Annotated in this window: 7 protein-coding genes and 1 pseudogene; 3 read left to right on the forward strand and 5 right to left on the reverse strand. The window is 66.5% G+C overall.

The features are described from left to right. Positions 1-266: 266 nt before the first annotated feature. Positions 267-1,262 carry a hypothetical protein gene (locus tag MCM47_RS15440; RefSeq protein WP_238862187.1) on the reverse strand — a complete coding sequence of 332 codons (996 nt, stop codon included), beginning with the start codon at positions 1,260-1,262 and terminating at the stop codon, positions 267-269. 481 nt (positions 1,263-1,743) lie between these two features. On the opposite strand from MCM47_RS15440, the gene MCM47_RS15445 reads away from it, so the two are divergent. Genes MCM47_RS15445 through MCM47_RS15455 form a run of 3 tightly spaced genes read left to right on the forward strand, consistent with a single transcriptional unit; the run spans position 1,744 to position 9,003 of the window. Then, positions 1,744-2,892 carry a hypothetical protein gene (locus tag MCM47_RS15445; RefSeq protein ID WP_238862188.1) on the forward strand — a complete coding sequence of 383 codons (1,149 nt, stop codon included), beginning with the start codon at positions 1,744-1,746 and terminating at the stop codon, positions 2,890-2,892. Continuing rightward, positions 2,885-6,229 carry a hypothetical protein gene (locus MCM47_RS15450; RefSeq protein WP_238862189.1) on the forward strand — a complete coding sequence of 1,115 codons (3,345 nt, stop codon included), beginning with the start codon at positions 2,885-2,887 and terminating at the stop codon, positions 6,227-6,229. Before MCM47_RS15445 ends, MCM47_RS15450 begins: the two co-directional genes overlap by 8 nt. A 17-nt stretch (positions 6,230-6,246) precedes the next feature. Next, on the forward strand, positions 6,247-9,003 hold the full coding sequence (locus tag MCM47_RS15455; RefSeq protein WP_238862190.1) for a pPIWI_RE module domain-containing protein: 2,757 nt from the start codon (positions 6,247-6,249) through the stop codon (positions 9,001-9,003). 51 nt (positions 9,004-9,054) lie between these two features. On the opposite strand, the gene MCM47_RS15460 is transcribed toward MCM47_RS15455, so the two are convergent. From MCM47_RS15460 to MCM47_RS15470, 4 genes and pseudogenes are all read right to left on the reverse strand, one after another. Then, entirely contained in the window at positions 9,055-10,446 is a 1,392-nt protein-coding gene (locus MCM47_RS15460; protein WP_238862191.1) for a hypothetical protein, read from the reverse strand. Positions 10,447-10,565: 119 nt separating this feature from the next. After that, complete coding sequence (locus tag MCM47_RS41740) at positions 10,566-10,700, reverse strand: hypothetical protein (protein ID WP_255752288.1); 135 nt, start codon at positions 10,698-10,700, stop codon at positions 10,566-10,568. A gap of 157 nt (positions 10,701-10,857) precedes the next feature. Beyond that, positions 10,858-12,099, reverse strand: a pseudogene (locus MCM47_RS15465) (IS110 family transposase). Positions 12,100-12,590: 491 nt separating this feature from the next. Next, positions 12,591-12,866 (reverse strand): hypothetical protein, encoded by a 276-nt coding sequence (locus MCM47_RS15470; protein WP_238862192.1) that lies wholly within the window; start codon positions 12,864-12,866, stop codon positions 12,591-12,593. Positions 12,867-12,907 lie beyond the last annotated feature (41 nt).

Here is a 12,907-nt window from a genome sequence, read left to right on the forward strand (position 1 = left end):
TTCAGCTCGCGCTACGGCGCAAGCTGCGGACCATTCTCCGCCGTGCAGGCCGTCATATTCACCCTCGTCTACACCGGGCTCCGACTGGTACCGGTCTCGCGCCTCTGAGACGTTGAAGCTGGTTCCGCACTCAAAACACTTAGCCATGTTGTTATGCTGCCGGATTTCTGACTCTAGGTGTGGCTGGCCGCCGCAAAGACGATCGTAGCGGCCATCGCAGAGAGGTCGAGCTCTAGTGCGAGAGCGTGACCGGATGTTCCCGCTTCTTAGATGAACCATCCGGTCTCGGATGGCTCAGCCATCCCGAGGACTTCGAGTTCGTAGCGGTTGTCAAGTTCGAGGCCGCAGGTGTAGCAGTCGAAGTAGTCTGGGAATTCTCGCTGCACGCGCCTCCCCCGCCCCTTCTTCTTGGAACGTTTAGGCTGGTTCCTCAGAGACGCGTGGACATCGCCGTCGGCGCCGCAGACAGGGCATTTTGTTGAACGGTAAAGGCACTGGCCGTACTCGCCCCTGTCCGCCTCCGGCTCTACCAAGTCGGCCTTCATGATTTCTTCCGGTGTTTTGCCGTAGTAGAGGGCGCGGTAGAGCTTCTTGGCGCACCTCACCTTCACGGCGACCGCTATTTGAGCTACCTGGAAGCTATCGCTGCGGAAGTCTTCGGCCATCGGTTCCAGGAGCCGATCTTCCCAATGCTCTAGCTGTGACTCATCGGCAGTTTCGACAGCTTCTTGCTTTTGAGACTGCTCTGCCGCAATGCGGGCGTCTCGTTGCATTTGTTCGAGGTCCAGGCGAGCTTCTGCCCACGTCCCCCAAAAGGCTGGAATGTCTTCTTGGAGATCCGCCAGGACCGCATCGGCCACGGTAATGGCGACCGCAAGGGCCTCGTGAGTAATAGCGTCATCGTGTGCTCCCAGGTGTGCCACACCATTTCGTGCCGTCAGAAGCGGGTCGAGATCACGTTCCTTGACAGGCATGGCGATGAGAGCGGCGGCCCGCTTGAAGGCGTCAAGGGCCCCAGTGGTCTTGACCTTGGTCTCAGGAGAGGCGGCATGGGCACTCTGACCAGTGGCGTGAAGGAGGCTACTGAAGTCGCGGCCGTCGACAAGAAGAGATGGATGGCGGGCGGAAAGGAGCGCTTTGAGTAGGTGCTCGGTACCGATACCCCCATGAAGCACAGCCATGTCGTTATCGCTGGTGCACCAAGCGCTCATGGCCCGGTTCATCTGGCGTTGCGCGGAGGCGAGCAGCCTGGTCTTGTCCATGCCTGTAGTCCTATCCAGGTGGTGGATGCTGCGAAGTACGGGTTGGTCCGCAGCCCCGAGAGCCAAGGATGTCACGTCACGATCGTGAACGGAGATGCTCGGTGGGTCCAGCCACCAGCAGCGGCAATCGGGGTGTCAGGAGCACGGATCCAAACGCGACTTCGGGCTGAGACTTGAGCCCTAAGAAAAGCGGTGGATCGCCCGTATCGTCATCTGTACCAGCCGGGTGGCCCGGTTCCTGGGCACGGACCGGCCCCGGAGGAGTATGCGCCTGTCAATGTGACAAGTGCCGGGGGATGCTGCTCGAGTGCGTCGATGACGACTTGGAGCATCCAGCGCTGAGCCCCTACCACTGCTTGCCTCCCGCAGTCGTCAATCCATCCTGAAGTCACTCGTACGAGCGGAGCCGAGTCGAACCCGGCAGACCCTCGCTGCCAGAATCCATCCGTATGCCAAGCGAGTCGGCGGCAACGGAGGGCCGGTGGCACAGGACCGACCGGAGAGCGCGGGTCCGGAAGCGGTAGATCAGGGTGACCTCGTCCGCCTGACCGCCAGTGGGCTGGTCCTCTTGGCGCAGCGGGATGCAGCCGTCCTCCGCGAGGGTGCGTCGCCGTATCCTCCAGTCCTGCAGCGGGTCCTCAACAGGCTGACGCTCGAAAGCTGGAACGCTGGCCGCATCCCGCCTCAGGACATGACTGATCTCGTCCGCTGGTGCCGGAAGCCACTGAAGGAGTGGCCCTTTCCGCTGCCCGATGGACTCGTCGCGGAGGACGAGCCGCTGGTCACCGAGGCCGGCCCCACGCAGCTGTGCCTGTCGTTGGCGCTGTCGGCTGGCAACCCCGAACTCGAGGTGGTGCAGAACCGGCTCATGGGCGAGGCCGTTCGGCGATGCCGAGAACAGGGTCTCCAGGCCGCCTATGAGGCTCTTCGGCGACTGTGCGTCCGCGAGCCAATCCTGGACGCCAGGCGTTGGGCCAAGGTCCAGCGGACGGCTGTCCTGGAGCCGGTCATGGACCTCGTCGCCCAGTTCTACCTGCCGGTTCCATCAGCGCTCCAGGTGCACGGGATCTTCGCGGCTTGCAAGTCGTGCTGCGGGCTCATGTCACCGAGGTCCCGGGGCGGTTGGATCTGCGCGCTCGACCAGTGCCGGCTCGGGGGGACTTGGCGCCGGGTAGGCACACGCTACGCGGCCGACAAGCCGCTTTGGATGCTCCGAACAGCTCTGAGGCTGTACACCCACGGCCCCGGGCTCGCCGAGACCCAGCTCGAAGACGCGCTGCGGATGCCCGGGGTGGTGGCCGTGCTTATGTGGCCGGGCGTCGACCTGGTCGATCTCCTGGTGGTCTTCGCTGACGGCACCTGCTGGGCCATCGACGTCAAGGACCATGCCAACCCCGACCTCCTGGCGGAGGGATTGCACCGCTTTCCGAGAGGGGAACCACTGCCACCGTACCGGCGGGCGATCGTCGCCGTGCCGCAGTATCGCATCGACCGGGCCCACGGGTATCTGGAGCGAGTGCGAAGCCTCCGGCCGAGGGCCGAGTTCGGATTCGAGGTCCTCTCGGTCGACGACGTCGTCCGGCAGGCCGCCCGTCTCGCGAGCAGGGTGTCCAGGAGCTCACATGCGTAAGTGGACCGCCTGGGCAAAGAAGCTCAAGCTCGCACCCGAGCGCCGTGCTACGCACTGGGACGCATTGGTCTTCGCACAGGTGGAGTTGGGCTTGACGGTCTGGCTCGAGCTCGGGGTGGCGGAGCCGCCCGACGGCTTGTGGTGCCTGCTCAGCCGCGACAAGTACGCCCGACTGCTGAAGGATCCCCTCAGTCCGGAAGGACGCAGGCTTCTCGCCGTCGCCCGCCACTACCTCTGGCCGATGCGCCGCCGCCGAGCGTGGCGCGACGCGCTCAAGAGGTACTGGGCCGAGCCTGTGTTGAACCGGGCCTTCGAGCGGGAACCCGAGACCGGCCTAGTCCGCCGCAGGACACCCGGCATCGAGCCGGCCCGTCACGAACTGTTCGCCCAAACGCTTCTGAAGGCACCCGCCTTCACAGCCGCCCGCTATCGGCCGGCCCCAGCGGGCGATTACCGGGTTCGAAGCGGCGGCCGGGAGATTCCCCTCCACATCCCCGACACCCTCCCTACGGCCAAGTCCGGTCTCCCCCACTCGCTGGACGGACGGCCGGACGCCGCGCCGGTCGAGCCGCTCTGGCGCGACCTCAGGAAGACAGCCCGCAAGATCCAGTCCCTTCGCGTCAAGGCCGGCCACGCGGACGAGAAGTGGAGCAAGCGCTTCGACGACCTGAAGATCGACGTTTTCGACGCGGTCAGCGGCACGTTCTCCCCAGACCCCAGCCGGCTCACCATCAGCGGCCTTCTGCACATCGTCGGCATGGTCGGAGCCGGAAAAAGCACGCTGCGCGACATCCTGGCCGTGCACCTCGCGTGGCACAATCGCACCACCCTCATCGTCGTCGGCGACGTGACCGAACAGACCGAACTCGTCCGCTTCTTCAACTCCCTCGGCGCCCCGGCAGCCGCGGTCCGCGGCGACGGAAACCGCGAAACCCACCTCTTGCGCCTGCACCGCCGACAGTCGGCCGCGCAGCCTTCCATGCTCGACCACGCCCACCCGGGCTTCGCCGACCTCAGTACCGCGTGCGGCCTTGAAGCCCTGAGACAGGACGACGAGCCCACACCTCTGCCGTACCACGACGCCCCCTGCCGAGGCCGCCTGGAACCCGTGGCCGACAACAGCACAGAGGACTCCTCACCCTCCAAGCCGTTCGACTGCCCGCAATGGTGGAACTGCCAACGCCACCATGCCGCCCGAGAGCTCGCCCACGCAAAGATCTGGGTCGCCACCCCAGCGAGCCTTCTCTACAGCTCCGTACCCGCCCCCATGAACGAGATCTCCTCGCGATATCTCGAGCCAGCCCTGCTGCGCAGCGACCTGGTCGTGGTTGACGAGGCCGATCGCGTACAGGCATACCTGGACGGGGAGTTCTTCCCCGCCGGCGTGCTTGCCGGCAAGGGCCTTTCCTCGTGGGTGGACCGAGTCAACCGCAGGGTCAGCAGCAATGTCGCCGAGGACGCACGCATGGCGCTGCGCATCCCGGACGTGACGATGTTCGTCCAGGCGGTCAGACAGATGCCGGCGATCGTCGACCTGATCTACCTGATGCTCCGCGAAGAAGACCACCTGGTCGGAAACGTCGACCTCAACTACTTCAACAACTGGCTGCTGCTGAACGACCTGGTCACGACCTGGGAGGAGAACGGGAGCATTCCCGACGCCCCGGACCGGTTCCGGGCGCAGATCCACGCCTGGCTCGACGCACCGCTCGGCGTCGCGGCCGAGGACATCGACGATGACCTGGTCGAGGAGAGCGAGATCGCGGGGATGGGCCGTGATCTCACCGCACTCGTGCACGCCCTGGTCAACCTGAGCGCCGAGGAGGCGAGCGGCCAGATCGTGGACTGGCACCACCGCTACCTCCTGGACAGCCGCAAATGGGAGGAGGAACGCCTCGGAGAGTCCGTCGTGCGGCTGGCCTTCGGACTCCTCGTCACCGTCCTCCAGCACCATCTCGCCCGGGCCACGACCCTGTGGCCCCGCGTCCAGCGGCTGCTCGGGCTCGACCCCTCCGAGAACGTCTTCGGACAGCGTCCGCCCGAGGATTACCAGCCCTTTGTCCCCGACGCTCCTATGGGCAACATCATCGGCTTCCAATACCTACAGGACCGAGGGACAAAGCCACACCAGGCAAGTGCCGAACTGCGGTTCTTCCGGGCGGTCGGCACCGGCCGCGTCCTCCTGCGCGAACTCGCCAGCCTCCAGGACGCCGACGCCAAACCGAGCCCGAACGTCTTGCTGCTCTCGGGCACCAGCTGGGCCGGCACCTCCCACCGCTACCACGTACCTGTGCCCGTCGGAGGGATCCTGCGCGCCCCCGACGATCTCATCCGCAACACCGAATTCTTCCTGAGCCCACAAACTGACCCGCTGACCGGAAAACCCATCCCCATGTCGGGACTGCCGCCAGGCCCTGAGCGCGAACGCGCACTCACGGCCATGATGCGAGCACTCGCCACACGGGGGCTTTCCGGGCTCAGCCCTCTCGAACACGAACGCGACCACGGGATCAAGGACGACCTGCGGCGACGCATCATCCTGCTGGTAGGCAGCTACACCGACAGCTTTCTCGGAGCGGCAGCCTTGGTACAGGCCCAGCCGGATCTCCACGGCAAGGTTTGCTACCTGGTGCCCGACGACGCCCCAGGCAACACCGGCCAAGTCGGCCCCGAGGGAACAATCCCCCTGCGCCGCGGGGACGTCAGCTCGTTCGTGGCTACCGGGGCCTGGCTCCTGGTGGCGCCCCTGCAAGCCATCGAGCGCGGGCACAACATTCTGAACGAGCGCGGCACTGCCGCCTTCGGCTCCATGTTCGTCATCCCCCGCCCGCACCCGCGACCCGACGACATTCACCTCGCCGTGCAGGCGATCAATGCCTACGCAGACCTGCTCTTCGACGACCCCATCTTCCAGAAGGTCCTCGCCAGTGCTGACCGTACGCTCGACGAGAGCGCAGTCCTGGCGCGCCGCTGGATGCGCTCCGAATGGCACCGCCTCCTGCATCGCTACCTCGCTTACAGCCGCCTCGGCGACTCCGACCGGACCGCCCTGTCTTGGGACCTGATCGTGTGCCTGAACCAGGTCATCGGCCGACTGGTGCGCGGCAACGTACCCGCACGCGTGCACTTCTGCGACCAGGCGTTCGCTCCGGGCACCGTTACTGGCGCAGGTATTGATACGGCGAGGAACAGCCTCCTCGTCGGGATGCGTGACGCACTCGCGCCCTACTTCACCAAGCAGGAAGACGACCCGGACGCGGCCGAGCGGATCGCCGATGCCCTGTATGGGCCGTTCCACAAGGCACTGAGCACGATGCTGACCCACTACGGCCTGTAAACAAGGAGAGACCCTGTATGGCTACCCGGCCCCAGCTCCAGACCAGTGAGTTCTCCTTCACCCCTGACCTCGAACGCTTTCCTACCCGCTGGTGGACCGCCGGCATCCCCGCCACCTGGGCACAAGCCCTTCTGCCCTGCTTCGAAGTACCCGGTAACCCCTACAAGTCACGCATCCCCCTCGGCGCCATCAACAGCGCCCTCCACACGCTCGCCCCGGGCCTGCTGAGCTTCGCCAAGGACGCCGACCGCAACACCACATCCTGGCTGCTGGCGCCCCGGACCGCAGAGAGATGGCAGGACGAGCCCCGGCTCGCCAGCCCCGAACTCGTCCAGGACATCACAGGGGTCTTCGCGCAGAACAACACCAAGATCAAGAAGGTGGCACCAGACCTGCGTGCCCGCGTCTACGAGGCCATCGACACGACAGCCCCGACCTGGACACCGCTCGACCTGGCCCCGGCCCTCGGGAGCATCCCCACAGCCGACAACGGCACCGCAGGCCCCACGGGACTGCTCTTCCGCACCGCACCGGACACCCTTGCGGCCCTGCTGTGTGGCATCGACTTCACCATGCAGGACCCCCTCGCCGAGACCGCCCGCACTCTCCGCTTCCTCCCTTCACCGACCTGGCAAGGGGCAGAGGTCGTCTCGTGGCCGCCGATGCCCCACCCTGTCAAGAAGAAGATGTGGTGGTACTCGCTCACGGTCCGCATCACCATGCAGACCATCCTCGGGATTCCCCATCCGGTGGTGTACACGCACACAGGAGTCCGGCGCTGGATCACCGAACCGGTGCGCGTCCCGAACAACCAGGCGGTCGGCGTCACCATCAGGCCAGGAGACACCTGGGTCGAAGGCGCGGGCGAAACCCCGGGGTTCGCCTCATCCGGAATCGTCTACCGCAACGGACTGCGCTGGCGGGGCATCCTCCCCGATGTCCTGACCGCCCTCGCCCACCGCGCCGCTCTCCCCACACCCCAGGAACTCATCGACCAGCCGAAGAAGTGGCTCGACGGGAGCAACGGAACCCGCGCCGGCCTGATCCACCACACCACGCTCAGCACCCCGCACGAAATCGGCGCCGGCCTCATGCCGGTCGACCGCCAGCCCCTCAACCACTGGATCGCCGACCGCTTCGCTGCCTACGGCCTCAAACTCCAGACTCCCACCGACGGGACGCTGAGCCCGCGGCCTGGCACCCTGCCCAAGCCCCGCAAGAAGCAGGACCTCCATGAACGCCGCGCCCGCCTCGCCATGCGCACCGGCGGGGAAGCCACCGTCCATATCCTCCACAGCACCGGATCTGACACACCGTCCATCCGGAGCGAGGACGACAAGATCGCCGGTCCGGGTGCTGTCGTCGGCGTCGTCCTTGATGACCTCGGCTTCGACGAAACCCACGCAAAGCGCCTTCCAGGCGGCGCACTACGCTTCACCGGCGATGGCCTCACCCTCACCATCACCCAGGCACCCCTCGGCAAACTGGCCGCCGCACTTCCCCTTCCCGCCAGCTACTCGAAGCTCAAAGCAGCAGACCGCGCCCGCGCCCTCGCCGAAGCCACCGACGCGCGCATCCGAGAAGTGATGGCGACCATGCCCCCGCCTCCCCGCAAGGCTGTCGCCCTTGTCGAGCTCCCCAACGCGGACCACTACCCCGTCGGCGACCCCAAGGACGCCCTGCGCATCGGCCTCGCCCGCGCCGGCTACCGAGCCCAGTTCTTCACCCCGGTCAAACCTTTCACGCCCGAGAAAGACCCGGCACAACGCAAGAAGGCCGAGAAGGAGACCTGGGGCCGAATCGCCAGCACCTGGCTCGACGCCCGCCGCCACCTCGGAGACGTCGTCATTCACCGCCCCCGCCTCAAAGGCCTCCCGGACGACATCCAGTACGTCGGACTCTGGGCCGTCACCGCCAGGAACGGAGGCCGAGGCGGACGCCGCTACCTCTGCCCGATCGCCGTCCTCCTTGACCCCATCAAGCAGACCGCCCAGGCATGCGCCCGCGACGTTCCGTGGTGCGACCTCTCAGACTTCGCACTCCACCTCCCCGACATCGCCCAGCCCATGCCCTCAGCCTTCAATGACCGCATCGACCCCATCGCCACCTTCCTCCAGGCACTCCTCCAGGACCTCAACACCACAGGCCGGCCAACCCTCCTCCTCACCGATGCGCACAACCTGCGCACGATGGCCCCGGGCCTGCAGAACGCCAAGATCGCTCTCGACAGCGTCACCATCGGCAAGGCCGCACCACGCTCCATCGCGCTCTATCCCGGCCTACGCCACGTCCACGTCCGCAGCTGCGGAAGCACCTTCGAAACACCCCAGGCCTATGCCATCAAGCCCCCCACGGCCGCTCCGGACTCCGAAGACACGACCGAACCACAGCCCCTGCCCGAGTACGGATTCAGTAGCAACGTCTGGCCCGTCCACGGCTCCACCCGCGTGTTCCACTCCACCGGAGGCAAACCCGGCAGCCGCAGCGATCTGTCCCGCGATGCCTCAACGCTCATCCACCGGATGGTGCACGACCAACTCGTCATCGAAGCGCACAAGGCATCCTGGAACCCGCGCCCGCTCGAGTTGGCAGTCGTGGCCTGCCAACCTGCCGACCCGGAACCCCAGATGTGGGCGCACCTCGCTCACTACCTGCGCGCCACCGACTACTACGACGCCCTCCTCGCGCTGCCGTACCCGCTCCACCTGGCCAAGAAGCTCGGCGAGTACCTGTTGCCCCTGGGAGCTGATCCCGAAGAGGACACGGACGAATGACCCAACCGTCCGACCGTCGGCCGCGCTGTTCGGCGCGGCCGCGGTAGCCGCCTAACGCCCTGTGTCAGAGGCAGCCTGCTCGGCTTCCACCGGCCACTTGATGCCCATGCCGGGGTACTCATTGAAGCCGGGGAACTCCGGGAAGAACCGTCTGCCGAGCTCCGGGAGCGTCTCCTCGAGGCTGCTCCACCTGTATGGGGCGGCTTCTTGGAGCGCCCGCTCCTCGGTCTCGGTGAGCGCCCTATGCAGCCTCGCGTCGGCAGCGTTGAGAAGTTCGTACTCAGTGCGGGCGAGCTCAGCCAGGTGGCGGGCGTCCACATCCCGGCTGCGAAAACGATAGGGCAGTCGGCCGCCATGCTTCTCCGGGTCGCGCTCGTCGCTGTAGATGGTGTCCGGCTCGGGCTGCTTCGGCGTCATCCCATAGTCGAAGTCCAGCCTGTGGATGATCGCCCGGGCCAGGAGCTCGGCCCGCGTTGCCTGGAGCCACCCGACGGACCTCGAATGAATCAGCTCTCGGACGTCCTGCCCGGCACCATTGGTGACACCCCATAGGGTAAGCACGCTTCGGTGCTCGCGGCCCGGGCGTACCCGGCGCGTCCGGCCGCTGATCATGACACCCGGATGCTGTCCCACTCCAGGGACCAGGAGAGGGAAGCCGGGCGGCCTGCAACGGAAGCACTCGGGACGATCCCACAGGATGACGGCGACCAGGGCGCGGGTCAGCCTCTTGCACGTCGCGCAGAGGGTCCAGTCGACCTCGTACGGGTCCGGCCTCGTATACAGCCGGGCGGCGAGCCGACGGTTCAAGTCTGCCGTTTGCAGATTGGGATTGCTGATCGTCTCCGTCGTGATGGGGCTGGGCTTGCGGGCCGACGGCAGTGGAATCGCCGGTCGTGTGGTCGGCGGGGCGACGACCTCTGGTTCCGGGGCAGGGGCGGAGCGCGCTGCCTTGCGGAAGAACTTGTCCTTGAGCCTGCCGAACCGGCTCTTCTTCGATGCCGCGTCCAGCTCGACAAGCACCGGCACGGCCGCCAGCTCGGCACCGGGCACGATGGGTGGAAGCAGCGCGGCCCCGGCGACGACCATTCCGAACACCTCGGCCGGCGATACCACCCGGATGTCGAACGTCTCGGTGTAGCCACCCTGGGGCATCTCCTCGGGCCGTAGAAACCCGAGAACTCCGCGAAGCTGGAGAGCACCCTTGACCAAGTCCTCGACCTGGGAGGCCTGCTCGCGGGTGGGGAGCACAAGCGAGCGGTACAGCTCCCACCCGTATCCGGCATGCTGGTGCACGCGCACGTTCGACGCGGTCCCGGACAGGCCGACCTTGCCCGCGTTTCTGCTGGAGTCAACGACTACATAGACCTGTGCCGGGTGACTCATTGTTTCCCTCCCACCGACCTCCCGGACCAGACAGACCATGCTCTCAGTGCGCGCTGACACTGAACCGTGTTCCTCGCACAACCGATCAGCGGGAGCTCGCCACCGAAGAACCGCGGTGTCTCCGCAGTCTCCGCGTCACCCGTTGGGCGTGTACGGGACTTCGTGTAAGTCCCCTTTACTTATTGGATGCTGAGCCGGTCCTCGAAGAAGAGTGAGAACTGGTTCAGTGCCTCCTTCCAGTGTGCGGCGACGTCGTTCACGTCGCGTGCCTTGGGGTTGATCAGCTCCCGGACCGCGAGGTAGAGGACCGTCAATGCGGCCTGCTCGGACGGGAAATGGCCACGGTTGCGGGTGGCCTTGCTGACAGACGGTCCGCCGGTCCGGCAGCACGGCGATCGCCGGAGCACTCCCGGCGACATCACGGCACTCGCGCCAAGGTGAGCAGCGGTCCCTCCTGTCGACGGTGGCACGTCAGACGGCGGCGTCGACTTCGGGGCCGGTTGGTGTGGGGAACGCGATCGCTTCGTCGTAGAGCGCGCGCGTGGTGAGGCAGTGATGGAGGCACCCGAGTAGGCGGTTGAAGAGATTGCGTTGAGCGGCGGTGTGTCGGTCTTTCGCCTCGCGGCGTCGGTCGTAATGGGCCCGGGCGCCGGGTGAGGCGGTCAGCGCGGAGAAGGCCCAGACGTAGCCGGCAGAAGCCAGACGCTGGTTCTTGATCCGGCGGGCGAGGACCGCGACGCTCTTTCCGGATGCTCGGGTAATCGGTGCGGCCCCGGCGAATGCCTTGAGGCCGCGTGCGTCGGTGAAACGGGCTCGGTCGTCACCGATCTCGGCGAGCACCCGGGCACCGGTCAGTGAGCCGAGCCCTGGAAAGCTGGTGATGATCTCGGCGTCCGGGTGTGTGTCAAAAGCCTCCACTGCGGCCTGAGCGAGCTCGTCGGCGCTGGTGCAGGCTGCTTCCAACTGTTGGACCAAGGCGGTGGTTTGGCGGCCCATGGCCTGCTCGACCAGCGGAAGTTGACGCATCTGGGTGAGGCGGAGTGCTGCGTGGAGCCGGTTGGCTTCGGCGTCGATGCCGCGCTTGCGGCCAGCCGTGGCGAGCAACGCCCGCAGCTGGGCGCGGGTGAGCTTGGCTGCTTGGGTTGGGGTGGGGACGGCGGCAAGTACCGTACGGGCGATTGGGGAGTGCAGCCCGTCGTGTAATGGCTGGACGGCGGCGAGGAAACCAGGGAAGTAATTACGCAGATGGGAACGGAGTTTGTTGCCGGCCTGCGTACGGTCCCAGACAGCGTCTTGCTGGGCTCTGGCCAGGACCGCGATGGCCTGGGCGAGCTCGCTGTCACTGGGGAGAGGACGGTGGGCGGCGGCGTCCGTGCGCAGGATATTGGCCAGGACCATGGCGTCGAGGTGGTCCGACTTCTTACGGGCGACGGCGTGCCGGTCCCGGTATCGGGCGGCAGCCATCGGGTTGATTGCGTAGACCGTGCGATTGGTCGCTCATAGGCAGGCCACCAGCAGACCGCGGGAGGTCTCGATCGCTACCGGGATCGGAGCGTCCTCGGTGTCGTGGTGTGCGGCGAGCAGGGCGAGCAGCTGCCGTAGGCCAGCGTGGTCGTCGCTGATCCGTGCCCGGGCCAACAGGGCTCCATTCTGGTCGACCAGGGCGACGTCGTGATGGTCGCTGGCCCAGTCGATGCCACAGAACACACCCATCTTCTCGTTCGTGTCCCTTCCGGGGGCTTGTGCTGCTACCGGTCGCGGCCGTGCGGGGTACTTGTCTCTCTGCTTGAAGGACCAACCCGGTGTTCGATCAGTCGTTCGGAACTTCAGCTGCCCGCTGGGCTCTCGGTCCGGGGCGAGAGCTCGCTCTCGAGGCAGTGAGAGGTCGTTGGATTATGCACACCAACGACCCGATCACCGGACTGGATGCGTTGGTAGTGGCGGACGGGGTCGGGTGCCGGCTCTTGACCGAGGGGTCAAGCCCCTGGGGTCGCATACGGCTCTCCCGGCCCCGACCGCCACCACCAGGGTCCGGACGCTGGGGCTGATATCCCATTATGGGCTACCTGTGCATGGCGGTGTGCCGCTACTTGGATCCGCCGTCGCTGACCGTCGGTCCCGTCAGCCAGATTGCGGCGGTCGGCCCGGAGACCCTGTGGCGGACAGAGCGCATGAGGTCTTCCGGGCCGTACAGGTATAGACGGTCAGGGATTCGACCTGGTGATCTCCGGGGCTTCCGCCCGGTCGGTGGCTGCTTCTCTCGCAGGCCGCTGTTGGGCGGGGGTGGCCGGCGGTGGGGCGTCGCGGTCCGCCGCACCCAGTCGCCACGTCGAGTAGAGACCAGAGAGTGCGATGGTCACTGCGGCCAACGACTCGGGGGAGGTGCCGAGTGCCACCAGGGCCACGCCGGTGGCGAGCACTGCGACGAAGGCTGCGAAGTCGTATGCGCGGTGGCGGGGAGATGAGCGGCGCTGGGCCATGTGCGGTGGAACTCCTTCTGCGGCACGGATGCGATCTCCAG

Source organism: Kitasatospora sp. A2-31 (assembly GCF_022288725.1).
Taxonomy (GTDB): domain Bacteria; phylum Actinomycetota; class Actinomycetes; order Streptomycetales; family Streptomycetaceae; genus Kitasatospora.